Below are 24,958 nucleotides of genomic sequence, written 5' to 3'. Positions count from 1 at the left end.
CCTAAAATAATTTGAGTTGATTTAAGTCAGACGGTCGCGCTACAGGCGCTTGAGGTAAGTCGGGTACGACAACTTGACGAGTCGGAACTTGTTTTGGCTGAGGTTGCTGGCGCGATGAAGCACGAGCTTGCATCTGCGGCAAACTCTCTTTCAGCTTTTCGATCGCTTGCACGAGCGGTAAACTGCTTGCTTCCAAGGCACTGAAAGTCGAGCCGAATAACAAAGGTGGTTCGTCAGCAACGCCAACTGCTACCAGTAGCTTTCTCTGATTTTCATGCAGCGGTAGTATCTGCAAGTTGACAACGATGGTAGTCCGGTCAAAGTCAAACTTATCTTGTGAGGAGGATTCAGATTCGGTTATTTCCGTGTCGGTTATGCTCGATTGAGTGGAAGCAATGGTGTTTAGGCTGCTAGAGGGTACGATGCCATCGCTAGATTCTTCGTCGTCATCGTCCAAATTCAATTGAGCTAATTCTTCAGGATCGTCAACTGTAGAATCGGCAGAACTACTAGCAGAACTGCCAGCGGATTGCTTGTTGTGAGTAGGTGCAGTCATGATAAATGAGCTAATCTGTATAGAGTTTTAATAGTGATGCCAAATTTGTTGAAGGTTTTCCACTTGTATTGGCATTCACCAGGTTTGTATTTAGGTGATAGTTGACTCCATCGCTCCCAACTAGTTAGTAGGGTAGGACTAACACTATGCAGTGCCATCCCAACATAAAGCCAAGTGTCATAACTATCGGCAAATTTGGGATGGATGACTTCCAGCAGAATCAGTGCTTGTTGGATGTTGCTGTCGATACCTGGGTAGAGGCGAGCATATCTGTGACTAACGCAATGCTGGCGAATGCTCGTACTGTTATGAGCATATCGTCTAGTTTTCTCGGCACTAACGAGCATTTTACCAACGATCCAGTCTGGAGCATTGGCAATTTCAACTTCGCTAGGGCTACAACCTGGAAGCCACTGATAGCAATATCCTTGAGGATGCCTAGAAGGTGGGAGTACGGAAGATAGATTTTTCCCTCTCAACTCCAAACATTCTCGTTCGGGGGTATAAATGCGCTTGGACTTGAGATTTTCTGGAAGGAAGGAGAGATGCAAGGGTATACGGTAGAGATATTGCGCTCTATGAGGGCGACCTGACGTGAAAGCAACCGTATTTGGTAAGTAAGCAAGGGCAGCATTTTTGATTTCATCGGGTGAAAAGTTAGCGAATTTAGAGTTTTTATTGTTTTGTGTCGAGAAGTTAGAAGTTAGAACTTGTTTGTATGCACCAATGCCATCGCAATCGACAGCAACCAGAAATTCTTGAGAATTGGCACCACAGATTAATGCAATGCCTGTAGGTGATACTTGGGTGAAGCCTTCTCTTCGGTCGAGTACTCGAACCTTACCTGTAGAAGCAAGTTCCGATTGCAACTGTTTGGGAGTAAACGGTCGTTGTTCCCAGCGATAGCCTAAAGGTCTTTTCCAGTGCGTAGGTACGAGATGCCAGTGTGTTGGCAGAATTTCCAGGGTAGAAATAATGGTATTGATAGCTTTTGCATTCATATCTGAAATGCAACTTTATGCAAATATGGCACAGCCATTTTCGTTGACTGCAATAGTTGCTTCGCTATTTAACAACTGCAAGTTGAATACATCTTCAGCTATTGGTGGCGATCGCACTCAGAAAATATTAAAGCTATTCTACTTATCCTTAGATTGTCTTCATGCTGTGAGCTGTCAACTTCTTCAGTTGTTTGATAGCAATCCACAGTCAGCACAATAGCAATTAAAGCTAATAATACAGTTTTATCAAGGTAATTTAATAACATATGTTCAACAAAAAATGGGTTTTCTCTACATTCTTTTTAGGATAAAGCTCTTTTTTATTAATAAGTTTGATATATCGAGGACAAAAATTGTATTTTCTAGGCTTAAGTTGAAGCAGCTACTAAGTTTTACAAATACTATAAAAGCGTTATCGCTATCGTAGTAGCAGATTAACGCTCTAGTCAAAAGCAAGTGCTATAGTGATAAATCTCTACTTTGAGAAACGACACCATTAGTGCGATCTGCTACTTTAGAATCCAGATAAAATTCACTTTTAGGAGTATAGATTTGTTGAATAACTTGTTGGCGCTGCTGTTGTAGGTCTTTCATAATCTGTTTTAAGGGAATCAAGTCAATACCTTTCTCAGCTTTTGACTCCGATTCAGCTACCTTAGCAGCCACAATTTTAAAATACATCTCTCGCTGTTCCGCAATAGACAGCTTGCCACTATTTGCTCGAATTTTCTGATTTATTTCGTCGTTTCCTTGCATCATGGCATTAGACGAGGGTTGACCTTCCCGTTGAATATTATTCCATTCTTGGGCTAGGAAAGGATGAAGAGTCAGGGCAAGCTCGCCAATACCTTTGATTTCCTGGTTTTCGTTTAATTGTTGAGACCGAGCGGTAGGTATACTGCTACTATTACTATTAGCACTATTAAATAGCTGTTCCAGATCGAACAACTGGGCTTTTTGAGCCATCAGCTTAATATAATTAATGTCTTGTTCTGAAATATTCATTTTGGTGATTTCTTGAGAAATTCCCTCAGATTTTTTTTCAAGCTGGAATTCAACCAGCTCTTGCCGATCGCCATTAACTGTAGTTTTATATAAAGATAAACTCGCTTTGTTATGCTCTGGGTCGCGGCGGCGAACAATCGTTAATTCACCCACAGTCAGTTTATCTGTTTTCGCCTTTTGTAGAATCCCATTCAGCGTCCCAAGCAATTCAACTTGTTTGAAACTTTCTAAAGTAGAGAGCGTTCCCGCAGGTGCGAGGGAACCTAGAGTATTAGCCACCTCTCTAAGGTCGGATGTAGAGAGCGATCGCAGTGTTTTCCTGTCTGCCAAGCGTTCTGCTACCATCACGAATTCCTGCCGTTCTGCTGGTAGCATCTCCTTCGATCGCCGAGTAATTTTAGGCGTGCCATTTCGCTCTAGTTTAAATTCCATCAAAGGCTGTTTGAAACCTTGTAATTCATCTTGACGGCGATGAATCGTAAACTTTTCACCTTGTTTGATAATTGCGAAGGCATCGCTACGATATAAAAGCGAACCATCAGTTTGAATTTGTCCGTATCGTTTTAGTAGTGCCGCAGCTGTCTTAGCAATCCTTTTATTCTCAGATGCAAGGCGCTGACGCTCTAATTTTTGACTGAGAATTTTATAAATAGGAATGTGGAGCTGACGCACCCACTGCTTGGTTCCTCTTTGTATAGTTGGACTGTCGAGTACTTGCTTGTAAGTATATTCAACAGCATTTTTAGGGACAACTGAATTTTGATTTTTCTCTTGGCTTGCTTGCCTTGGCTGACTGGAAACGGTATTTTTTGCTGTAACGCTATCTTGGCTTACTTCTGTCGATTTAACTCGCTCCGAGTTGCGGTCTATTAGTAAATTTGAGGAAAGCTTCTCTAGTTGCTGTTGGTAATTTTTAATTGTGGCAGCACTTTGGAGAAATACGTTAGCAATCCGCTCGTCAATAGATGCTAAATCTTTCGCTGTTTCTCCCAACCGAGCTGAGCTTTCACTAGCAGCTACAGTCTGACTCAATTTTGTTAGCTCTTCCGCTTTCTGGTTGCGCGTTGCCATTAATTCAACCGCTAACACTAAATTACTTTCTAATTCTTGTTTGAGCGACAATAAATCCTGACTATCGAGTTGTTCGGCAGCTGAAGGATTGCTTTGGAATGACGTACCTTCCGGTCGATCTTCTAATGAAAAAGCTGCCCCAGCAGCAACCAGCGGCTGCTGGACGTTGGAAGTGCAGTCAGTCAATGCAGTCAATTCTTCTGGTGTCAGAAGTTGGGTAGCCAGATTCGTCTTGCAGTTCCCCGTTTCGTCTTGGGTGTAGAGGACAACTTCTTTACCAGATTCAGTCGTGCCAACAATTTGCAAACACAGCTGGCGATCGTTGGTTTGACTGACGCTATCGGTCACATCTGTTGCTAACCGTTGGGAAATAGCCTGTAACTGAAATTCGGTTGGTGTCTCTGCCCGATACTGACCTGCCACAGAATCTAATTTCTCCCACTTCCAGGCATCGGGCAGATCCCGATCGCGGGAAAGAACGTAAGTATCGCTGCCAATATCCGCGCGAATACGCTCGAGTTCTTCTGGTTGTTTCGCTTTATTTTCCCTAAGTTTTTCAAAGATGAGTTTGACAATCTCTGTAATTGAATTTGTTATTTCTCTACCCATAGAGTATATCGTTTCTACAGATTTATCTGTAATTCTCGTGTAATAATGTCCTAATTCTGTGGCGCGTTCGTCGTACATGGCAGTGTAGGTAATCTATCTAGAAGGACTGTATTTTTGTATTGAACGAAGACAAGCTGGCGATCGAAGCGAACGACAATCAGCGATGGCTTAGCACTACCTGCTATGAGGGTGGCGCAGTAGATATTATCCGATCGTTCGCGGTTGTAGTAGTAGACGAGAATGGAATCGAAGTAATGGGTTTCAATGCTGGGAGGAAATTGGTGAGACCAACGGGATAGCCTTTGGTACTTTTCGATTTCTCGCTCTAATGGAAGATCGATCATTTGAAATACATTTTGTTGGGAATTAGTAGAGTTGTGTCAAAATAAACCTTGAAGATTTACTAGGGGTTGATTTTTGGTTGGTTGGGATTGCCCAGGAATAGGAAAGCGTTTGTTCACCTCGGCTATTCTGCTCTCCAAATCTTCTTGACTGGGGCATTTTTGAGTGCTTTTTTTTGCAAATCTCGTCCTCAACTTGTACCAATATTTTTGATTTAGTTCTTCCCAATACTCGATGGACTTGGGAATTTTGATTTTTTTCAGGATCGGCACGGAACCTTCTTTCTTATTGCTGTAGGCTGGGTTAATCAAAACGCATTTACCTTGCGGTAGTTTGAGGAATTGTGCGGGTTCAAATAATTTGCGCGTCTTTTCTTGATTGCTAATAGAAGTACTTGTCTTACCCCCACCGCTGGTACGTGATTTTTGTTTGTATTTAATCTCTTCCTCACCTAAATAGGCAGAGAATTGACGCGCTGATTCTTCTTCACCAGGGTTGAAGATAAACTTAGTACCGCAAGCACCAAGAATAGTTTTGGCAATTTCTTTGCTATAGATTTTTTCCAGCTGACCCATATTCTGCCAGCCTAAAATACCGCAAAAACCTTCAGAGCGCGACTCGTTAAGCCATCTATATAGGTCGGGTAAATAAATTGAGGGTAACTCGTCTAGAGCGACAACCAAGGGGTCTTCGCGCCTTTTGGCAATACTGCGGGAGATCACCATGTGCAGAATGCTGGTCATAAGAGGACTGACAGCATCTCGACGTTCTCGGTCGAGTCCGAAGATAATCATCTGCTGGCGCTTCACTTCCAGGGGAAGGGTAGTCTTACCGACAAAACATCCGAGAGTGTTTTTAGCCATGAAGCGAGTGAACATCAACGATGCCGTACCTGCAATTCCAGCTACAGTTTTCTCCGAATCAGCAGACGAAAATAACTGACCGAAGGCAATCTTGATCCACGGATTCAGATTAGCTGACTTCAATCGCTCTACCATCTTTTCGCTAGATAAAATGGCAGCAGCAGTCATGATATCTGCGTAGCTTTGGTTGGGATTATCTTTACTTTCAAATTCTTTAGCCAGCATCAGAATTGCTTGCGTTAACTGGTCGCCAGCCGGACCAAAAAAAGCATCTTCGTTAGTATTCCCAGCTAGCCTAAAGTTTTTATTGATCACCGTAGCTAGCTGTCTTGCAGTTTCGGCATCGCTACTATCTCGGAGAAAATCAATCGGGTTGCAGACTTCTGATTCGGGGAAACCTGGAGCAAAGATGTGTACGTCATATCCCTTTTTTCTGGCATAACTAGCTATTTTAGCAAGGGAAGGATACTTAAAATCATAAATAACAATACCAAACTCTTGCTCGATCGCGGCATAAATCATCGGCAAAATAGCACTTGCCGTCTTACCGCTACCAGGACCACCAATTGCTGCCGTTCCGCGTTGGATATCTGGTATATATAGATTGTTTCGGTCTAGTTTGTTCGCTCCAATCCATAAAGCTGCACTGTCACATCGCGGTTGTTTTGTCTGTTTTACAGCTATTTTTTTGGCATTTGCTATTTCAGCATTGCTACCCCAATAGCTACTAGCAAGCTTTTTCTTATTGCCCTTATCTAGCACTTGTAATGCTACCAGTGTCAAAATTCCCCCAGCTAATATCAATCCTTGAGTAGAGAGGAAAGGCGAGATTAGCTTATCGGTATATTCGTTAACTGCGCGATCGGAATTACTGACAACCTTAACTTCATTAACAAAGCTTTTGTTAGCTGATTGAGTCATATTGTTGAAAAGATATCTTAAATAAAAAAAAGCCTTACAGTTAGTTACTTGCAGCAACTATCACCGAGGAACGCTGAGGGGACGACCCAGTAAAATTGCATCCATTTCTTTGTAATTGAGAAATTGAACCGGACCGATGCCATAGGGACTGCAACCGAGGTCGGGTATGCCGCGCTTGCAGATGCGGAAGAACATGGTAGTTGTAATGCTGCCGTTCGCTTCGTTAACATTCCAAATTACTTGCTTGAAGCTTTTGCCGAAAGGGTGACGACCAGTAGGTTCTTTATGGTTAAAGAGATTGCCCAAAACTCCGAAACCACCCCTAACTTTTTGGCTCTTTCCAGAGATCCATTGCGCTCCAGTCAACTCGCCGCTACCTGCCAATTCAATATGGGTGCACTTAGAATCGCAGGATACGTTAAACCCCTCTCGGTCGCTACCCGAAATCGATCTATGGCGATCGCTTTCTAGCGTCCCCAGTGGTAGGTCAACTTTACCAACAGCAGTAAGATCTGCGGCGGGAATGCCAGGAAACTTGCTAAATGGTAAGAGTGCTAAACCAGGCACTTTGCCGATGATATTATTTTGCCAGTTAGCAAACTTTTGCAGCGCTGCATCTGTCAACCCTGGAATATCTGTGAGTTTGTAGTTGCCCAGATTGATATATTTACCCAGCTCTACATTCCTTAGTATTGGGTAGGTTTCGAGCAGGTTGGCGATCGTTTGGTTGTCCAAGGCATAGGAGCGAGCGAGCTTAGCTACCAGATCGCGAATTGGCGGCACGTCTGCCACTCGCAACTTGCCTAAGCCAGGGATAGCTTCAGTTAAGTCTGCAATTGTCTGCCACTTGGTTAGCTCCAGGCTATCGAGCTTGAGCGTTTTCAGGTTTACGCCTGTCATGCTGGCAATATTGCGGACTGATAGCTCTTCAATGCCAAACTCAGATGCTTCAAAGTCGCCCAATTCCATCACGTCGGCAACGCTTTGTCCAGCTTGCCAAATCCGTATAGCCTTCATGCCCCGACTTTTGATGTTGGGCAATTCAGTCCCGCCCGCTTCAGAAAACACCATGTTTTTGAACGTAATCTCGTTCCAATCGGGTACTGGAACTCCACTATAGTAGCGAGTTGGAAAAGAAGAATTGCTCGGATTGGCATTAGCAACTACGATCGCCTCCTCTGGCGTAGCAGCTCCAGCTTTGAGGGCGTGCAAGGCGATCGCGGCGACAAACCCTAGAGTCAGTAAATATCTGTATCTTTTGCCGTGCGATCTGGTGTAGCTAGTTGTGGGTTGTTTGGTGGTTGTATTTATATCTGGCTCTGCGATCGGGTCGGCAGTAGCGACGAGGCTCGAACAGTTAGGGTCGTTATACGCTTTTTCCATAATTATCTTCCGTATGAATTAATGACAGTTGGTTTGTGAGTTGCTGAGGTCGATCTAGCAGGCACAGATGGGGTAGGAGTTACAGCTGGCACTGTCGATAGAGCAGGCGGGATAGGAGAAACAGTACCGTTGGGCGGCAACATGGTAGGAAAGCGCCTGCCTCCCAGTTGCATTAGCTTTTCTACTAACTGCATTGATACTCCAGCTTTTGCCGCAGCCGCGTTCGCGTCCGCACCGGATTGGAGTTCGCCTACAAGGTGAGTTAGTCTTTGCCACAACGATCCTTGCGCGTCGATCCACTTATTGGACAGTGCCACCTGCATTCCCCTAGTTACCCATTGAGCATCGGCAGCGGCGTAAGGATTCGGTCTGGGCTTGCTGGATTCCTCTAGCGTTGGTTCTAAATCGTTTTCGATGAGGATTTCGCTATATTCAGGAACGCCAGTACCAGCTACGAGTCGAAAGTGATAGCTTTTTTTCTGACCGTTGGATTCGGTAATCACAGTCAAGTGTTCGCCGTATGGTGCGTTGGGCAATCCTGGAATCGTGACTCCATCGATGGCGCTGATGTGAATCAGTCCCGCCCCTGGATTTTCACAATCCCTTCCCAGTCCTGATAAACAGCCATCTACATCGATGATAAATTTGGACTTTTTGCTGCGATCTAGCCAAGCCCTTCTGATCACTTCTCCCGTCTCGAAGAAGGATATGGATACACCATGACCGGGCCATGCTTTCACTGTTTGTAGTTGTGCTTGCCTGCCCGTTACCTGACTGGCTTTGAGCGAGCGCACCGTACTGGTGGGTGATGCTGTGGCTGGGGAAGGCGCTATACTCGCTAGGGCGATCGCGCCCAAGGTGGTGAGGAAAAAAGAAGAAAAGATGTTTGGTTTCACAAAAAAACCTCTAGTAATTGGCAGGGCGATACGGGTAATTTTGGATGAAGGCTCACAGCTTCAGGGAGCGATCGACTTCAACGACAATTTTGGTATTTTGCGGGACATACCAAATGTCAGGACGCTGGGCAATTTCATCGGTAGCTTTTTGAGTGCGGTTGCCAATCGAATCGGCAAGTTGACCGAAAGCGCCCTGTAGAAACGCACCCGTCATCGAGCGACGCTTGTGCGTGCGGCGCGTGCGGCTGCCACCAAAGGGCAAGTCGTCTACCACTTCTTCATCGGGTTGGTTCACGATCTCGCCAATACTGGCTAGACCTGCAACTGCACCTAGCGTCAGATCGAAACCCGCAATCTCCTTGCCTTTGTTCTGCATTTTTTTGGCAATTAGCGGACTGCTATTCTTACCCGATATGCTAATAGCACCGCTAGGAACGGGATACTCGGTTTCGTCTTTGAGAATGGCAGTTACTTCGGCATGGACTTGGGAGGCACCATCTACAGAAGTCATGGCGATCGTGACGAGCGTGCCAGCGGGGATACCGATTTCACCCGTGTTAGCCATCAGCGGTTCGTCCAGGCGGGCGACAAACCTACGCTTACTACCGCTAGAGCGATCGTCGCGCTGTTGAGAAAGGAAAAGTGGAGTTACAAGGGTAGCACTAGCATGAGAACCGATCGTCAGATATTGCGGTTGCTTGCCTGATAGAATTTGTGCTTCTTCTGGGAGGTAGTCGTAACTAGCTGGCGTTGCGTTAGATGTGGCTGCAATGGTCAGGGGGCGATCGCCAGCGTTTGAGGCAGTAGCTTTCCTTGCAGTAGGTGAGAGTGATGGCTGCCATCTCGGTTTCAGTTGTTCGATCGCGTCAGGGCTGGTGTCATCTGTATCGAAGTCGGAATTGCCGTCACTTTCCCTGGACTTTAGTTCTGGTACGTTATCTTCTGTTTGGGCTGGTGTAGCGCGGGCTGGATCTAAATAGGGCAGCGAGCGATCGCTACCACCAGCACTAGAATTACTACCATCGGCAGGACTAGCACTGGCATATTTGTCACCGTAATCGATCTTGCCGATAGAGCCAATCCTGCGTAAGCGTTCTAATTCGGCAAACGGGTCTTTAGGCGCTGCTGGTGCTGTTGCGATTCGAGGCGCGGGCATTGTTGCTGGCGAAACAACTTGTCGCGGGGCGGGCGGTACTGCTTGTCTGATGACAACAGTACGGGTTGACGCTGGTGCGGCTGCTAGTTTGGGTGGAGTCTCTACTTTGTCGGCTGGTGGTTTGCCCAAAGCAGCCAACTCTTCTTTTTGTTTAGCCAGTGCGAGTTTGGCATAGATATCGCCGTCGCTGTTTTTCGACTCTACAGTGTTATCTTGAGGTGCAGTTGCGGACTTGGCGATAATTGGTTCGCTACTACCGTTCATCACGCTGTTGAGACTGAAGTAAACTACGAGGAAACCAACACCAAAAACACCGCCGACCATACCCAGACGCGAGAAGGGTGACGTAATTGAAGAATGTTGAGTCCGTACTTGGGCAGGATCTTCTATTTCCCAGTCTTCATCTTCTAGGTCTTCATCGAAGTTATCTACAGATGCAGAATTTGAGGAGTTGCTGTCATCTTCTAGCGGTAAAAGTTCGTCTATTGCTTGTGTCATAACTGATTTTTGATACTGCTGAAATTTTGAAAACAGAAGTCAGAAGCCAGGAGTCAGGAGGAACCCCAGAGCGTGAAAACACGGTTTCAATAAATATTGAGTTTTATTGTTTTCCATGCTCTGTATCGGGAGTTTGTAAGCCTATGCGCGTTTATCCAGTCGCACAGCAATTATTCTGAATTCTGGCTCCTGTCTCCTGACTCCTTCTCGGTCAGAATTATTTTGTGTTGGCTGCTTTTTCTGGCGGCTTGCCCAGCCCGAAGTCATAGATTTCGACAATTTCCAACCCCGATTTGCGGGCGCTGTAAATAGTCTTTGCTAAGTCGGTCGTATCTGGCGGCGATTGGGGAGAATGGATTTTTTGCACGACAATGGTTTTGTTGAAAGCCATACCCTTACCAGCATTGTCGCGGCGAGAGAATGTAACCAGCGTGGCGATCGCGTCAACTTCCCACTTGTCCTCCCCAATTTTGCGCGGTTCGGAGAAGTAGCGAGGCACCAACGCCACTTGAGCGTTGCCGTTAAATAAGCCAGGGGGTACGTACTCGGTTAGCTTTCTGAGAAAACTAGCGCGAAAGTCGTGTTTTTCAGATAGGGCAAAGGCTGCATCTCTAGCTTTAGTAGGGATTTTCACCAAACCTTTGCTTTTGACTTCGACATTCACCCCTTCATCTTTTTTAGTCACGACCTCACCGTTTTCGGTGGACTGGAGCAGTCCGTCCCAATTAAACAGCTTCACCATGCTGTCGGAGACAAACTTTTTGATGGTGTTGTTAGTATATTGATTCGGACCGAGGGGCTGAGCGGGAATTGTCGTACCGTCTTGAAGTTGTACGATTGTCATGCCTTTGGTATAGCGATTGAGATTCATAGCAGCACCCAGGTTAGCGAGCTGTACTACCAACGAGATGCTGCTGATGGCAGTTAAGCTGACGACGACAACTCCAACTGAGTTAGGGATCGATTTACCGTAGCTGAGCAGTTGAGGAGCCTGTTTTTTTTCTTTCGTGGATGTCATACGAGCGATACTTACTTTCTTGTTTAACTTTGAATTTTTAACTTCAATCGGGAGAAGTCCCACTCTGTACCGCAGGGTCGAAGCTGGGATGAATCCCGAACAGGGTCTATACTTCTCATGTACAATGTGGTATTATTAGTCACACCAAAACTAGCTGAAATTGCTGTCCGGTCTTACTGAACCTTGACAGGAGAAGATAGGGAGTTCCATCTACAAACAGGCTTTTGCCGAATCCTTGGGTGGGTAAAATCTTCTAGGTACATAGGTAAATGTTTTGTGCTTTTGTACAGAACTGGTCAAGTTATCTTGACTCGGGGCGGCGGGTCATCCCGTCTCGTCAATAAAGCTCACCGTATCCGAAGCGTTGGCTGGAGTTGGTGAGAAGCCCACCCTGTATGCGTAGCATCAGGGCTGGGAGTATGTCACTTTCCTTAAGAGCGCCTACCGAAGCGCGAAGCAGCCGCAGTCGTTGCTATCTTTGCTCCCGATGTCACTCCAGCCGTCCCTGCCGTCATCGCACCACTAGCCACCCATTCAACTCCTTTCGTCAGCGCGTTGAGGACAGCCATGCCGCCGCCAGCAGCCATTGCACTCGCCAGCAGCGGCGATATGATACTGATAAACAGAAGAAAAATCATCGGTTGGTTTGCTTGCGCGGTGCTAATCAACTGAGCGCATAGTCCGAGCATGATGTGGAAACAAAACTTTGCCATGCCTACGGCGAAGAATCCTGCCAGCCAAGCAACGATCGGTTTTTGACCGTAGGGTGTCAGCGAGGCTCCTACCGCCATCGGTGCGAGCAAGGCGACAATGATCCAACAGATTTCAACGCCCCACTGATAAGCATTATTGATAGCAAGCAACCAAGTGGCGGACAAACCAGTGACAGCGGAGCCAACCGTCTCCATGGCAAAATTACCGACCGTGTTGGCGAGATTGCCGCCAGTGGCACCATCTACTGCACCTGCCAGTGGATTTGTCAGCGCGATCGCCGCACCAATAGCCGAGAGCGATCTGAAGAACCAGTCATTCTCGTTAGCATTTTGCTCGCTGGGAAACAGTTGTGGCGCGTATGCCTCTAGTTCTTCTCTTGCTTGCACCAAGCAATCGTTAACTTGTTGCGGCGTACCTCCCCTTTCGTTACAGCGTTGAATCGCATTCCCAACCATTCGGCGCAGTTGAATGTCGCCCATCGCTCGGCTGAAAGCAACGTCCAAATCTGCACCCCTTGCCGCATTTCCTAACATGATTTGGTCTATGTGATTCATGTAGTTACGCAGCGCCAGCGTACCGTTGGCAAGTAGGTAGCCGTTTCCGAAAAGCAAACCGATGACGATGATGGGCCAGAGATAGCTAGCAAGAGCTGGTTGGTAGTCGTCATTCATCCAGTTTCGCGCGAACTGAACCATAAATAGGGCAAGCATGGCAAGCGCAAACGCGAAACCGACGATACATAAAGAGCGGTATAAGCCGCCGTTAATTGTCTCGTTCCACAACTCGTCGAAACTCTCGGCTACCAGTAATGCCCCTCCCTGTGCAGCTTCGAGTACGTCTTGACCGAAGTTAGGGTCTACTTGAAGTAACAAATAACGAAAAACCATATAGTTGTATAGTTTGAATAGTTAAAAAAAATTCTCGCTCGCTATCTCTGCACGCAGAGATAGCTGCAAGCATGGCATCGCGTCTGCTAGTTGCTTTGTGATGCAGAGTCAGGAGTCGTAGCGCGGAGGCGAGTCCAGCCTCCGATTGATATTTGGGTTGCCAGTTCGCCATCCATCGCCAGACTTTGACGGCGGCGATCGCTAGCACCATTTTCGGCAATTTGTTCCAGCATTAAGTTGGTATTAGCTGCATCTTGGCGGGCTTGCAACTCGTCGGTACGAGATTGTCCGAGCATCGATACAACTTGAGCGTTTTGGGCGGCGATCGCTTTGAGGATGTTTTGCGAAGCATCCATTTCTTGGGCATTATCGCCGAGACTTTTAGCTTCATCCACAGTTTTTTGGGTAGATTCAATTTCTTTACTGGTACGAGCTTGACCTTCTTCGCCCAAAACGCTGGCAACAGATGCACGGACAGTTTGGCGTTCGAGTTGACGACCAGCTTCAATCGCGCCGACAACCGTGTTACTCTCCATTGGCGTTCCTTTGGTTTTCAGCTTTTCACGCAGTTTTTCAGCACCGCTTACTGGGTCGGGAACATTCATCTCGCCAATTGATTCGTTAATTGCTTCTTTAGCATCTTGTTTCAATCCACCCCAGTCTGCTTCAATTTGTTGGATCAGTTCGTTCTTCAACTCGTCAAAGTAACCTTTGAATTCATCCAATATGTCGTTGAAGAAATCACTAATATTCAGCGACAGAGCGTAACTTGGCGTTGACTGTAGCAGGATGCCAAATACCAGCATGGCTCCGATTAACTGTATTTTTCTTGGCTTAAGTTTAGATTTCATGTAGCTTGAATATGTAGTTACAAACGCGGTTTTTATTTACCGCTTGGTTATAAATATTTGCTAAACCCTCATTTTTTGAGGTTCAAAATCTGGAGATTCTTCCGGTATTTTTACTTTTCTAAAAGAGACTATACTATTAGCAATTGCTAATAGCTCTATTGCTTCATCTGTTAGTTGTTCGCCGCGAATCATCTTGACATAAGTTTCCGAAAAGCGCACGATACCGAGCATGGGGTCGTGACGATATTTATTAAGGTACAGACCGCGCAACTCTTGTTCGTCTGGATTGTTAGCAACAGTAGCAAGCAAGCAGTGTGGTGGATAGTAACGACAGAATGTGAGTTTGCCATTGTCGTCGAGCAACCATTGCGAATAAATGCTTTCTTTTTTCGGAAAGAATGCTTCCGTACAGTTACGAGAAATAATTTCGTAAGGATACTTGAAACGCTCGACAAACGGATCTACAGCACTCGGTTGAATCCGACCGATCAAGCGCGTCGTCAAGTTAGCAAAGATTTTAGCTGCGGACTTGCTCTTGTAGATACTTTCTGGCTCTTGTGCCGATAGGATGACGCGAATTCCTGCTTTGGCTCCGTTGGCGCATAAGCGACCGATCAGTTCGGCAATGGCTTCAAACTCAAATAGAATTGGTGCTTCATCTAGAAAGAAAATGGAAACCTTGGACGAGAGAGCGCGGCGTAGAGCAGCAGCGTAGGCACTGAGGGCGAGGATTGCCGCATCCTCTTCGCTAGAAAGCGATCGCAAGGCAAATACGAGCAACCTAGCATCCGTTCTGAAGCTGGAGGGGCGAGCGACTGACTGACCGACACGCGAATTGAGCCAGAATTTTAACCGCAATCTGATTTGGTCTAAAGCCTCTAATACTTCTTGACTATGAGTAGCGATCGTATCCAGCTTGAGATAGCCAGGGGAGCAATAGTGATAAAAATCTTCCAGCGTTGGCGTGTCTTGCCATTCGGCAGTCCCGACTCCCTTTTCTATTGCTGACTTATAGCGTAATTTGAGATCGTCATCGTTGAAAAATGTCTCCAACGCTAAAGTTAATATGCTTTCAATATTAGAAATTCGAGTTGAATTAGTGCCAGTTGGTTTAGTCCCAAGTACCATTGTCATGAGTACGGATTTCAAAAATTCCTTGAAATCTGTCATTCTTTCTTTAATTGTTTCCCAGTCGTATCCTCTTAAATCCGGTAACTCAAATAAATTATTCGATTCTTTAGTAATATCGAAATACGCACCATCGTCGCCCAAAAAGTTAGTGTAATCGGTGAGGGTGGAAGTGCCGTCAGGTTTGGGATAGTCGAGGGCGACGACGGGAGTTCCCCGTGCTAAAGCTGGAGTGAGAATTCCCGAAACAGCTACAGATTTACCGGAGCGAGTCGTACCGAATACGGCAAGATTTTTGTGTTGTTTGTATAGATCGATGTGGACTGGCGTACCGCCTTCCTCAGCAATCAATTCAAAACCTTCTTTATCGCCAGTTGCAGTTTGCATCAAAGGCATCAAACCTGGTGCTTCGCAGGAGAAGTATGGCAAGCGACGGTTGAAAGGTCTTGTCAGCAATTTCTCCCAGACGAGCGGAGTGCATTGCAACCACGTCTTCCAAGCGTATTCAACTTCTCTATTCACGACTGCCGGACGTAGAAAACAAGTTGATAAGTAGCGGCAGGCATTGTCAAGTTGTTTTCTAGTCTTTCTATGTACTAGAAAAACTACTGCGGTGTGGATGGGAACGTTGCCCTTGTATATGGTTTCTTGTGCTTTAATCCCTTCCTCGATATTCATGTTAGATTTAACGTCAACCGAGTTGCTATCGGCAGACATTGCCGAAGCTGTGAGTGACTGTTTGGTAATGCGTTGTAAGGCAACTTTGGCTAAACTTTGATTGGCTTTGGTCAGTTGACAGATAACTTCGGTGTCAATGACTCTATCTTTAGCCAAAACTGACCATAAATAACGCAGTTGCGAGTATTCATCAACCCATCCACCTGGTTTTTCACTGAAGTTGAGAACGCCGATGTATTCGTCTTGAAGCTTAACCCAAGCGCGGTCTAGATAAGGTATGGAGTTTTCGTTTTCGAGTAGATGATGGCGAATGTGAAAGTCGCTCGTCTGAATTTCGCTCAGTTTATCTTCATCCAGGTAGAGCGAGTTGGGAATCGGTGGTATTTGAGTGCGATTGAATTGCTGCCATAATACTTCCCAAATATTTTCGCCCGTGAAGGCGCGGAGATTCAATCCCATCGTATTGCTGAGGATTTGTTCCCACAGTTGAAAACCGTTGGCGAAGCTGTTGCGGAGAATATTTTCAACTCGTCCGGCACGAAAACCGTGGATTTGTCCGGTAAATTGCTTCCAGCTAATTTGCAACCGCTCGATCGCTCTTTCGATCGCGTCGTAGTTGCGGCTTTCTTCTGATGCAGTCACAGTATAAGTACACCAGAGACGCAAAAACTTATTTTTCCGAATACCTTGTTTAGTTAGTTCGCGCGTCCGCAGACGCTCGGAACGCATCAATAGTTGCAACTGTTCTAAATCGCAGTCTTGCTCGATTTTCAGTAATTCCTGCTGGCGGCGATCGTCGTCAGCGAACGAACCGACATGAATTGTCAGCGTTTCACCTTCAGGTAATTCTTTGAGTCCGCCTTCGATTCTTTCAAAAATCGGCAGAATTTGTTCTTCGGGTAAAGATGAATGAATTCCTTTAGCTTCAAAACAAAATTTGATCTGAATGTCTTCATTTTTCTTGAGGACGAGAGCGCCTATGTTTTGGCGCTCGGCTAGGGAGATATTCACAATCCCTGCTAAATGAACGATATCTTCAAAAGGAGTGAGATTTTTGACAACTCCTATTTGTTCGGGATCTAATGCTTGTCTGCCAACTTTGTTTTTTGATTTTGCTGTCTTCGTTGCAGTCATGGCGGAAATATTGTTGTTTAAAATGCTCTAACTTGGATCGATCGAGAGATTAGCGACGGCGACGTAGATGCCGTTTTTTCTTTGTTTTTCTATTAGTTGGCTTGCCAGTTAGCGAAGCGAACGGTTTATAACCTTTTGTGACTCGTGGCGTGCCGATAAATTTACCGAAAAAATCTTGATTGGCGCTGACCGTCCACCATGTTGCCCAACCCCAAGCGATCGCGATTCCAGTTGCCAGCCATGATAGTTGCAAAAATCCCTTGACTGCTATGTACATAATTAAGGCGATCGCGCTCCAGGGAAGAATTTGGTCGGCGGGAAACGGACCGAGGCGGGGTTGCTGTCCCAAAACGCGGTTGACGCTGCGAAATTCGCGTTCTTGCTTGCTCATCTATGACTTGATTTGTTTTAATCTTGGGAGGGAAACTCTTTTTAGGAATGCTGCTATTGACTCGAATGAGGAGAAGTGGAACCAGGAATGTCAAAATTTGAGAGAAACTTACCGTTGCGGGATCGGTTGCGGCGACGGTGTGGTTGAGAACTGGGAGCAGATTTTCACTGCTCCTTGTCAATCCCATCAGGCTTGTGCTTGGGTTGTCCGATCTTAAGCAGCACCACCGCCAGCACCACCTACTATGAGTCCAGCGAGAATATCTCCAATCACAACAGTAACGGCAACAATGATTGGCGTTCTGGCAAGGATCTGCCAGTCCTCGTCATTTCTAGCAGCTTGAACGATACGTACTAAAGCAATACCCAAGTAAATTAAAAATAACCCGCGCAGAATCGCAAAAATGAATCCCACGACTTGTGCGTTAATCCCAGGAAAGTAAGCGGTATTTCTGAAAAACGTCTCGGCGTTGTTCATGAACTGGGCGCTGGCGGGTGCCGAAGCAAAATCTATGATAAAGATCGTAGAGACAACTAAAAATATAATCGTATAAATGTTGATGCCGTATTTTCGCTGTAATTTTTCAAAGTTGAGTAGTAGTACATTGGCTTCTTTAGGTAGCATCAATACAATTGAAGTGAGAAACATTAAACTGGACAGCACCAGATTGTGAATGGAGATATCTACAATCATCAATCCACTAGCTACAGCCATTAGTAATGCAATTGAACCCTTTTCTCGCCATGTTCTTCTACTGCGCTGTGGTTTGAATAAATAATTACTAGCTTGTGTATAGCTAGATTCGTTTCTTGTGTAATCAAACTCGTAATGGTTTTTCATGCTGGAAATTGTCAGATAACTAGTTGTGGTGAAGTGAATTAGAAGAGCCAGACTTATCGAGCTTTCTGTTTAGAGGGTTTCGATCACAATCATTTTGGCTTTTCCCACCGTCAACAACAGCTAATAAACTTCTGATTTTCCTTCAGAGTTCTGCGTTGAGAAAAACTACGAATCCAGTTGATACTGTTGTAGATCTTCAATACGCATAAATGCCCAAACAAGAGCGATCGAGATCGCGCTCGCGCTCGCGCCCCGATCGGTTCTACGGCTGCATTTGCAAGAGCGAAGAAGCAAAAGCTAACTGTCTATCTGACACTGCTGCCAAGGCTCTCGGATGAAGTAAAGGGCATCGCGCCCCCGAACTTCCATACCACCTCGATTCTGCGTTCCCCAGCGAGTGACAAATTTCTTGCCATTTTGACGACGTTGAACGGCAACCGTAAAGTTATTTCGCAGTTCTCGATAACATCCTTCTATATCTGTCAGGGTTAAATCCAACGCTGGAATATCGAATTTACCTGCTGCTTTATTCACCACAAAAAATCCTTCATTGCCTCGTTCCATCAACAAGACAGTCGAGCTGTCAACGGCAGCCAAAACATTTTCTTTGACGTTGCCACCTGCTTTAAGGCGCTGGCGCATAATTTGACGGAACTTGACACCAGTTTTGATGTATGGCGCATCAGCATTATCCCAGTTGAGTATTAAAGGAGTACCGCTTTCTCTAGCTAGTACGTAAGCTGTCGCCAGGTAGGAGTCAGAAGGATCGTCGTAGGGGTTAATCGCACTAGAATTAATTTCTCGAATTGTATCGTGGTTTCTGCCAAAAGTGACGCTACGCGAATCATCTACGGCGATAGGAATTCGTAGCGATCGCAAATCTCCACCAAAGGTAAATGCTGCTTTCATGGAATTGTAGAGAACAAAATCTGTTACGGCAGCAATCCACTTGTAATTGTCTGCACGGGTATCGCTATCTGTAATTACCTCCAGATAATTCCAGATCTTGCCTTTACTTTCGCGATTAATATAATCGACATACTCTTTGACAACATTTGCTGGCATGTGCTTGGCAGCATCAAACCGAAATCCATCAATTCCCAGGTTGAGTAGTTTCTTTAAATGCGCTTTTTGAATCTTTTTAACAGTGGCAGTATATTTTAGATCTGGAAGTCCCCCCAGCCAACAATGTAGTTCTGAATTTCTGTTGCCATCGTTATAGTTGATGTCACAGGGTTTCTTGCCAGGATTGCCTGGAGCGGAATGAAAATCATCTTTAGTTAAACCTGGAAATTTAGACAAGTTTTCAAAATCATCGCCACCACTTAAGTTAGCCATGTGGTTGAACACAACGTCAGCAATGACTTTAATTTGACATTTATGAGCTTGAGCGATTAGCTGTCGTAAATCTGCTTGGGAACCTTTGCCTTCAATAACACCGTAATCTACGGGTTGATATCGCGCCCACCATTCTTGGCTAGAATTAGATTTTTGTGCTGGAGCAATTTGGATGTGAGAGTATCCTCGATCAGCGAGTTGGCAGACAAATTTTTTGACATCATTATAGTTTTGATGAAAAGCATGAAAAATCGCAACTGGCTGTTCTGCTACTTGCGCTGAACCAGGCAAGTTAAAAGCTATGACCAGAGAAATCGCCAAGACAAAGGCAAACTTCCTGAAATGCATAGATTTCTCGAAAGCTGAATGCAGATGGATTAAAAGCAATTTATTTACTGGGATAGTCGAGATTTTCAGTTAGTTTTTAGATATTTACTATTCTTTTTAAGAAAATCCTGTTGTAGAAAAAACTAATGTGCCAACTTGCAGGCAGCATAGTTGAGGCAAATTTTAATTTCCACAGGTCAAAATCCCTGACTTAGTGCCGTCGGCTTTCGCTTGCACCTCCACCTTGGGTTGCTGTCCTGGGTAGCAGCGGACTAACACTTTATCACTACTACGGGTCAAGTACAAAACGTAAACGGCTTGACCGTTTAACTTAGCTGGGACGAGTTGTGGCGGGGCAGGTGCAGTGGCGATCGCGGGCGCTAAGCTGGCAATGCCAAGAAATACAATTATTGCTCCTGCGATCGATCCCGAACAACGGCTGATAGATTGCAACATCGGTCTAATACCTTGAGTAACAGTTTTGACTAGAGCCTTTTCATTCACTCTTTCGCTCTAAAAGATAGTAATTTACCCAGAAGTATACGATGCAAAATTAGTGAGCGATCGTATTCTTCATTAACAAACTTGGTGAAGAAAAGATCGTCAACTTGCGCGATCGCTCTCGATAGCTTGCTACAATGTGACCACATAGTGACCACTTCTGAGGAGTCAAAATGAAAAGCGTAGGCATACGCGAGTTTAGGGACAAAGCTTCTCACTATCTAGCAAGTGATGAAGCGATCGCGGTGAAACGTCACGGCAAGATCGTCGGGTTTTATCTTCCAGTTAGGGAATCAGAAGAAGGGGAAGTTCAAGCAGCATTGATGCGACTTTCTCGAACGGTGGAAACGGCATTAGCCCAAAGTGGCTGGGATGAAGAAAAACTCAGTCAGGCTTTAGATTTGTCTCAACCAGAATAGTATGCGCTTAGTTGTTGATGCGAATATTCTAGTGGCTGAGCTAATCCGCAAACGAGGACGAGAATTAATCGTTCATCCAGAGCTAGAACTATACATGGCACAGATGGTTTGGGAAGAGACTTGTCACGAGTTGGATAAGCGGGTGGAGAGGATGGTACAAAAGGGAGTGTTTTCCCAGGAGATCGGGCAAAATCTATTAACTGAGGCGATCGCTTTAGCTGAAATCAAAGTAGCCGTAGTGCCTCATGAAGTCTACGCCTCATACGAAACCGTAGCAAGACTTCGTATTCCTCGCGATCCCAACGATTGGTTTACCGTAGCTCTGGCTTTGGTTTTGTCAGCAGGAATTTGGACGAACGACGGAGACTTTTTAGGGTGCGGTCTACCTACCTGGACTACAGAAACGCTAATTTCACACTTATCTTCCTTGTAGGAGAGCGGTTGGTAGTTGTACGTGAAAGATCGACAGCGTTACACTATTTCTGGCACAGCGGTTAGTTGGCTTGAGCCAGTGACACAAAGCGATCGCCATGCTAGATCGTGCTTTAGATCTAGCTGGATGCAACAATCAAAGGTGTGATGAGGTAAAGATAGAACACCCACACACCCAAGTCTTATTGCTCATCCACCCATAGCCGTAGTTCTGCTATGTAAATGTATAATTAAATACATTGTTAGGGAAAGGAAGAACATTGGTGCAGAATAGAGAAACAAATCAATTGAGATTAATAGAACACTCAATCAACTTACACATAGATCGATTACCCTATGTCGGGTTTCTAAAGAAAGAATGGCTGCCAGAATCAGCAGGTATCTATTTTGTCATGGATGGAGATAGGAAAATCTGGTACGTTGGTAAAGCACAGAACTTGAAAGCAAGGTGGAAAGGACATCATAGAGCCGACCAACTTCAAAAAATCCACAAGAAAAATCCTCTTAAAATCTTCTGGCATAGCTGCGAGCGTGATGAAACTATTCTTTCCCAGCTAGAAACATTCTGTATTGAAAAATATTACCCTGTTCTAAATCAAACTAAGGTAGAGATAAAAAGAATTACTCCAGCTGAAATCGAATTAAGAAATGTTTTAGCTAAAATTAGTCGGTACGTAATTTTAATTGGTTACGAAGAATACAGTCGAGAATTTGAACTACCTACTGTATTTCTAAAATATGACTGGACTTATAGAAATCCAGCTAGAACCTTGAGGAGTATATTTGATGCTGTTAATAAAAGGGGGAATCTTCGATGGAGTTATTATCGAAGAGTAAAAACCACACCAATATGGAAAACTAAGTGTAATGGAGTAGCTATAGTAGTTTGTTCTGATATGGGTACAAACCAGTTCATTCAACAAGGAGAAGAAGCAACTTTAGTTGGAGTGAAGTTAATAAATATATCAGCTAATGACTTTCAAAAATATATAACTGAAACAGACTGGTCGCAGTCATATCATCCTACTATACAAAGGTACACCAAAGACCCCATACCTTTATTGTGGTCAAAAGATTTAGAGATTAATCAACCAGATGTAGAAGCGTTGAAGGAGCTAAATCAGCGAAGAACAGCAAGTAGAGAATATAGACCAAGGGGTAGAAGGGTTAAAGTTGTCTGCAATGCTATAGGTTGGAATGTTGAGTGTGTCATACAAGCATATCAGGAAGCAATTGATTGGTTTGGAGGCTATGAAGCTTTAGGATTGCGACAGGCTTACAGCTATTCATTTTCAATTAAAGGCTGGAGAGCGCCCAGAGTCACTGTCAGGATACCAGAAGTTAATGATGGCACTACAACTTATAGATCCATATCTGCGCCAATAAGTGCTTCTACTAAAGAAGAGTTGCTCCAGCGTTTTGAGAAGATAAAACAACTTAGCTCCTTGCATCAAAAAGCAAAACTAGAAATATAAACATCCCTGAAATCTTACAACGATCGAGTACTTTTTAGTAAGGGAATATGTCATCTGAGTTATCAACTTTGTTGCTACGTTAGTTCTACTTTTGGTTAGCAATTACTCATGCTATGGCATTTTGATAGAACGCTTGCATTTGGGCAAACCATTGCTGGCGTGATTCAGCCCAGGTATAAAACATATGTCCCCCTGGATAATGTTTCAACGTCAGATTGCTACGAATTTCAGAATTGAGTTTCATCTGACTGACTAGATGGTTGGAGGCAAAATAAGGCGTAACCAAGTCAAATATTCCATGCGAGATCGACACCTGCATGTATGGGTTGAGCGTCATTCCCACCCGTAGGTCATCCACCGATCCTTGAAACCCTTGTTTCCAATCACCTTTAAAATCAAATTGCCAAGCTTTGAGCGTTTCTAAATTCAGCAGACGGTAGGTTAAATCAGTTTCAACGCCTAAAGTCTGTCGCAAATGACTGTTAATTGCTCCGGTAAACAGTCGATCTAAGCCATCTAGTGTTGGGTCAGTGCCTTCGTAGGTCATGCGATCGGGAAACGGATCGATCGCCGTAATTGAAGCATCGTACAACCCGACGATCCGAGTGCGATCGCGCAGCAGCTCCCTGGCAAAGACTTCGATTCTCATTCGTCCCCCAAGTCGTTCGACAACCGATAGCGGTAGTCCAATTAATCCAGCCAACTGCTGATAAATCGCCTGACGTTCATCTTCAGGAAATGCCTCTCCCATTGCTAGCATTGGGATTAAGCTTTGACGAGCAAATTGTTCGGCAGCAGCCATATGAGCTGGTAAATCTCCTCTTTGCCCTACCCATTGAGCGCGATCGTGATGCGCGGCTGCGGCTGCTAGTGAAGGTAATACAGTAGCCCAAGTCGTGAGGTTGTAATCGTTTGCTTCTAATAAGCTAAACTCTAAAGCTGGAGAGATTAAAATCGCACCAGAAAGACCAACGCCAAATTCTTGTTGCAGCTGGCGAGCTAACTTAGCGACGCGAAAACCGCCATAACTCTCACCCGCGATGAAGATAGGAGACAGCCAGCGGTGGTGGTGCGACAGAAACCGCACGATAAACTCGCCAATTGCCTTCAAGTCTCGCTCGACTCCCCAAAATTGAGTTTCCTTAGATGAGTTTTGCTCGTTGGAATTGGATTTCTCGCTCTTGTTCTCTGAAGTTTCTTTTTCTGGTGGCAAAGCGCGGCTGAAGCCCGTACCAATGGGATCGATAAAGACTAAATCTGTAAAGCTTAACCAACTTTCGGTATTTTCTACTACTCGCACGGGTGGCTTTGGCAGATCGCCGCGATCGCCAAAGTCAAGTCGTTTGGGACCTAGCGCCCCCATGTGCAAATAAGCAGAAGCAGCTCCAGGTCCACCGTTAAAAACAAAAGTCAGCGGTCGTGGCGAGGCGGCATTGGTCTTGACGAGATACGCCACATGAAACATTTCGGCAATCGGCTTTTCTCGCTCGAATAATGTTTGCCATTGAGCCAAGGCAGTGTAGCTAATCTGTTGCGATGGCAACGATAGTGTCTGCTCGGTCTGACTGGATTGACGATTCACTGATAGGTTAGATGTATCGGACATAGGAGGGGCGATCGGACTGCACACATCACATGGTAGGCGATTGAGCGATCGCGAGTGAAAGATTTATTGAAGAAGCCAGAACTCGCTGGCATGAACAGTTGTACAGTTGAGGAGATACCGCTCGCTTGTATCTAGCTATGAGAGCTGTCAGAAGATTAGATTTAGGGGTTATTCTACTTGCTAGTTGGGGAATATTTGGGTTGCCTTGCGCCCAAGCAGTTAAGCTCAGAGACGGTACTGTTCAATTTGTACAACCGCCCCAACTAGTTAAAGCAAGAGTCACAGATATCAGCCCTGGAGTACCAGCCAGCTACTACTTCACGATTAACTTGCCTTCCTCGGCTGGAGAGCCATTGCAGCGAGTGATATTGACTCAACAGCAAGGGAAAGAAAATTTAGCATTTAACTTAAAACGTATTCGTGCAGAAACAGAAGTCGAACAAGAGTTAACTTTAGCAGATGTGACGAGCAATCGCGAACAAAAAACTGTCTCAATTGCCTTCAATCCTCCCATCCCTCCAGGGCAAACAGTCAATATAAGGTTGCGTTCTGTAAAAAATCCCTCCTTTGGTGGTGTCTACCTATTTAGAGTTACCGCATATCCAGATGGAGAGAAGGTGCGCAGTCAATTTCTTGGCTTTGGTCGGTTTCAGTTTACTAGTCCTGGCGGAGCATTTTGAGCGATCGCCGCGTAATTTATTCTCAAACTGGCTTTAGTTGTTGACTTACCATCATAACCAAATTATCTAGCTCAAGCTGCATCTAGGTACAAACCCTTTTGTAGCAAGCATCTACGTAGTTGCGATCGCGAATGGCAGCACGACCGTAACGCTCAAACATAACTGGCGCACAGACACGAGTATGAATCTCAACGAGGAACGGGAAATTGGGAATTGTACTAATCCCTATACCTCAAAG

Annotated in this window: 22 protein-coding genes; 5 read left to right on the top strand and 17 right to left on the bottom strand. The window is 45.2% G+C overall.

The annotated features are described in order from the left end of the window. Position 1: 1 nt before the first annotated feature. Complete coding sequence (locus DSM107010_RS00690) at positions 2-556, bottom strand: hypothetical protein (RefSeq protein WP_106166343.1); 555 nt, start codon at positions 554-556, stop codon at positions 2-4. Beyond that, positions 553-1,557 carry a bifunctional DNA primase/polymerase gene (locus DSM107010_RS00685; RefSeq protein ID WP_106166344.1) on the bottom strand — a complete coding sequence of 335 codons (1,005 nt, stop codon included), beginning with the start codon at positions 1,555-1,557 and terminating at the stop codon, positions 553-555. The genes DSM107010_RS00690 and DSM107010_RS00685 overlap by 4 nt, the downstream gene beginning before the upstream one ends. 25 nt (positions 1,558-1,582) lie before the next feature. Between DSM107010_RS00685 and DSM107010_RS38060 the strand changes: the two genes are divergently transcribed. Then, positions 1,583-1,777 carry a hypothetical protein gene (locus DSM107010_RS38060; protein ID WP_158631710.1) on the top strand — a complete coding sequence of 65 codons (195 nt, stop codon included), beginning with the start codon at positions 1,583-1,585 and terminating at the stop codon, positions 1,775-1,777. Between the two features lie 239 nt (positions 1,778-2,016). On the opposite strand, the gene DSM107010_RS00680 is transcribed toward DSM107010_RS38060, so the two are convergent. The 14 genes from DSM107010_RS00680 to DSM107010_RS00615 form a co-directional block, all read right to left on the bottom strand. After that, the gene (locus DSM107010_RS00680; protein WP_127022087.1) at positions 2,017-4,320 is read right to left on the bottom strand and encodes a hypothetical protein; all 2,304 of its coding nucleotides are present in this window, start codon (positions 4,318-4,320) and stop codon (positions 2,017-2,019) included. Next, a complete protein-coding gene (locus DSM107010_RS00675; RefSeq protein ID WP_106167572.1) occupies positions 4,293-4,586 on the bottom strand; it encodes a hypothetical protein in 294 nt (97 codons plus the stop codon). The genes DSM107010_RS00680 and DSM107010_RS00675 overlap by 28 nt, the downstream gene beginning before the upstream one ends. A gap of 36 nt (positions 4,587-4,622) precedes the next feature. Then, positions 4,623-6,368, bottom strand: coding sequence for a type IV secretory system conjugative DNA transfer family protein (locus DSM107010_RS00670; protein WP_106167571.1), 1,746 nt, complete (start codon positions 6,366-6,368; stop codon positions 4,623-4,625). Positions 6,369-6,428: 60 nt separating this feature from the next. Further along, positions 6,429-7,751 (bottom strand): hypothetical protein, encoded by a 1,323-nt coding sequence (locus tag DSM107010_RS00665; protein ID WP_106167570.1) that lies wholly within the window; start codon positions 7,749-7,751, stop codon positions 6,429-6,431. Positions 7,752-7,753: 2 nt separating this feature from the next. Further along, a complete protein-coding gene (locus DSM107010_RS00660) occupies positions 7,754-8,647 on the bottom strand; it encodes a hypothetical protein (RefSeq protein ID WP_106167569.1) in 894 nt (297 codons plus the stop codon). 52 nt (positions 8,648-8,699) lie between these two features. Beyond that, positions 8,700-10,301, bottom strand: a complete 1,602-nt coding sequence (locus tag DSM107010_RS00655; protein ID WP_106167568.1) for a TrbI/VirB10 family protein — start codon at positions 10,299-10,301, stop codon at positions 8,700-8,702. A gap of 217 nt (positions 10,302-10,518) precedes the next feature. Then, positions 10,519-11,319, bottom strand: coding sequence for a hypothetical protein (locus DSM107010_RS00650; RefSeq protein ID WP_106167567.1), 801 nt, complete (start codon positions 11,317-11,319; stop codon positions 10,519-10,521). A gap of 431 nt (positions 11,320-11,750) precedes the next feature. Continuing rightward, positions 11,751-12,920 carry a hypothetical protein gene (locus tag DSM107010_RS00645; protein WP_106167566.1) on the bottom strand — a complete coding sequence of 390 codons (1,170 nt, stop codon included), beginning with the start codon at positions 12,918-12,920 and terminating at the stop codon, positions 11,751-11,753. Positions 12,921-13,006: 86 nt separating this feature from the next. Then, positions 13,007-13,771, bottom strand: coding sequence for a hypothetical protein (locus DSM107010_RS00640; RefSeq protein ID WP_106167565.1), 765 nt, complete (start codon positions 13,769-13,771; stop codon positions 13,007-13,009). A 60-nt stretch (positions 13,772-13,831) separates the two neighbouring features. Beyond that, on the bottom strand, positions 13,832-16,711 hold the full coding sequence (locus DSM107010_RS00635; protein ID WP_106167564.1) for a hypothetical protein: 2,880 nt from the start codon (positions 16,709-16,711) through the stop codon (positions 13,832-13,834). A 49-nt stretch (positions 16,712-16,760) separates the two neighbouring features. Further along, complete coding sequence (locus DSM107010_RS00630) at positions 16,761-17,102, bottom strand: hypothetical protein (protein WP_106167563.1); 342 nt, start codon at positions 17,100-17,102, stop codon at positions 16,761-16,763. A 213-nt stretch (positions 17,103-17,315) separates the two neighbouring features. Continuing rightward, complete coding sequence (locus DSM107010_RS00625; RefSeq protein ID WP_106168026.1) at positions 17,316-17,942, bottom strand: hypothetical protein; 627 nt, start codon at positions 17,940-17,942, stop codon at positions 17,316-17,318. A 297-nt stretch (positions 17,943-18,239) separates the two neighbouring features. After that, positions 18,240-19,628: an alpha-amylase family glycosyl hydrolase gene (locus DSM107010_RS00620; RefSeq protein WP_127022084.1), complete on the bottom strand. Its 1,389-nt coding sequence runs from the start codon at positions 19,626-19,628 to the stop codon at positions 18,240-18,242. Between the two features lie 162 nt (positions 19,629-19,790). Continuing rightward, complete coding sequence (locus DSM107010_RS00615; protein WP_106168024.1) at positions 19,791-20,111, bottom strand: hypothetical protein; 321 nt, start codon at positions 20,109-20,111, stop codon at positions 19,791-19,793. Between the two features lie 170 nt (positions 20,112-20,281). On the opposite strand from DSM107010_RS00615, the gene DSM107010_RS00610 reads away from it, so the two are divergent. From DSM107010_RS00610 to DSM107010_RS00600, 3 genes are all read left to right on the top strand, one after another. Beyond that, complete coding sequence (locus DSM107010_RS00610; RefSeq protein ID WP_106168023.1) at positions 20,282-20,527, top strand: hypothetical protein; 246 nt, start codon at positions 20,282-20,284, stop codon at positions 20,525-20,527. Position 20,528: 1 nt separating this feature from the next. Further along, positions 20,529-20,960, top strand: coding sequence for a PIN domain-containing protein (locus DSM107010_RS00605; RefSeq protein WP_106168022.1), 432 nt, complete (start codon positions 20,529-20,531; stop codon positions 20,958-20,960). 262 nt (positions 20,961-21,222) lie between these two features. After that, a complete protein-coding gene (locus DSM107010_RS00600) occupies positions 21,223-22,434 on the top strand; it encodes a GIY-YIG nuclease family protein (RefSeq protein ID WP_127022081.1) in 1,212 nt (403 codons plus the stop codon). 106 nt (positions 22,435-22,540) lie between these two features. Here DSM107010_RS00600 and DSM107010_RS00595 read toward each other — a convergent pair whose 3' ends face one another. Continuing rightward, a complete protein-coding gene (locus tag DSM107010_RS00595; RefSeq protein WP_241994068.1) occupies positions 22,541-24,040 on the bottom strand; it encodes a S10 family peptidase in 1,500 nt (499 codons plus the stop codon). A 137-nt stretch (positions 24,041-24,177) separates the two neighbouring features. Here DSM107010_RS00595 and DSM107010_RS00590 point away from each other — a divergent pair, with 137 nt between their 5' ends. Beyond that, entirely contained in the window at positions 24,178-24,720 is a 543-nt protein-coding gene (locus DSM107010_RS00590; RefSeq protein ID WP_106165818.1) for a DUF2808 domain-containing protein, read from the top strand. Positions 24,721-24,958 lie beyond the last annotated feature (238 nt).

Source organism: Chroococcidiopsis cubana SAG 39.79, assembly GCF_003991895.1.
GTDB classification, from domain to species: Bacteria; Cyanobacteriota; Cyanobacteriia; order Cyanobacteriales; family Chroococcidiopsidaceae; genus Chroococcidiopsis; species Chroococcidiopsis thermalis.
Note: the sequence above shows the minus strand (reverse complement) of the source record. Positions and strands in the feature narration are given on the sequence as shown.

What these genes read in the sequence shown, in the direction of transcription:
- DSM107010_RS00690 (WP_106166343.1), bottom strand. Translation starts at nt 556, where the DNA reads ATGACTGCACCTACTCACAACAAGCAATCCGCTGGCAGTTCTGCTAGT.
- DSM107010_RS00685 (WP_106166344.1), bottom strand. Translation starts at nt 1,557, where the DNA reads ATGAATGCAAAAGCTATCAATACCATTATTTCTACCCTGGAAATTCTG.
- DSM107010_RS38060 (WP_158631710.1), top strand. Translation starts at nt 1,583, where the DNA reads ATGGCACAGCCATTTTCGTTGACTGCAATAGTTGCTTCGCTATTTAAC.
- DSM107010_RS00680 (WP_127022087.1), bottom strand. Translation starts at nt 4,320, where the DNA reads ATGTACGACGAACGCGCCACAGAATTAGGACATTATTACACGAGAATT.
- DSM107010_RS00675 (WP_106167572.1), bottom strand. Translation starts at nt 4,586, where the DNA reads ATGATCGATCTTCCATTAGAGCGAGAAATCGAAAAGTACCAAAGGCTA.
- DSM107010_RS00670 (WP_106167571.1), bottom strand. Translation starts at nt 6,368, where the DNA reads ATGACTCAATCAGCTAACAAAAGCTTTGTTAATGAAGTTAAGGTTGTC.
- DSM107010_RS00665 (WP_106167570.1), bottom strand. Translation starts at nt 7,751, where the DNA reads ATGGAAAAAGCGTATAACGACCCTAACTGTTCGAGCCTCGTCGCTACT.
- DSM107010_RS00655 (WP_106167568.1), bottom strand. Translation starts at nt 10,301, where the DNA reads ATGACACAAGCAATAGACGAACTTTTACCGCTAGAAGATGACAGCAAC.
- DSM107010_RS00650 (WP_106167567.1), bottom strand. Translation starts at nt 11,319, where the DNA reads ATGACATCCACGAAAGAAAAAAAACAGGCTCCTCAACTGCTCAGCTAC.
- DSM107010_RS00645 (WP_106167566.1), bottom strand. Translation starts at nt 12,920, where the DNA reads ATGGTTTTTCGTTATTTGTTACTTCAAGTAGACCCTAACTTCGGTCAA.
- DSM107010_RS00640 (WP_106167565.1), bottom strand. Translation starts at nt 13,771, where the DNA reads ATGAAATCTAAACTTAAGCCAAGAAAAATACAGTTAATCGGAGCCATG.
- DSM107010_RS00635 (WP_106167564.1), bottom strand. Translation starts at nt 16,711, where the DNA reads ATGACTGCAACGAAGACAGCAAAATCAAAAAACAAAGTTGGCAGACAA.
- DSM107010_RS00630 (WP_106167563.1), bottom strand. Translation starts at nt 17,102, where the DNA reads ATGAGCAAGCAAGAACGCGAATTTCGCAGCGTCAACCGCGTTTTGGGA.
- DSM107010_RS00625 (WP_106168026.1), bottom strand. Translation starts at nt 17,942, where the DNA reads ATGAAAAACCATTACGAGTTTGATTACACAAGAAACGAATCTAGCTAT.
- DSM107010_RS00620 (WP_127022084.1), bottom strand. Translation starts at nt 19,628, where the DNA reads ATGCATTTCAGGAAGTTTGCCTTTGTCTTGGCGATTTCTCTGGTCATA.
- DSM107010_RS00610 (WP_106168023.1), top strand. Translation starts at nt 20,282, where the DNA reads ATGAAAAGCGTAGGCATACGCGAGTTTAGGGACAAAGCTTCTCACTAT.
- DSM107010_RS00605 (WP_106168022.1), top strand. Translation starts at nt 20,529, where the DNA reads ATGCGCTTAGTTGTTGATGCGAATATTCTAGTGGCTGAGCTAATCCGC.
- DSM107010_RS00595 (WP_241994068.1), bottom strand. Translation starts at nt 24,040, where the DNA reads ATGTCCGATACATCTAACCTATCAGTGAATCGTCAATCCAGTCAGACC.
- DSM107010_RS00590 (WP_106165818.1), top strand. Translation starts at nt 24,178, where the DNA reads ATGAGAGCTGTCAGAAGATTAGATTTAGGGGTTATTCTACTTGCTAGT.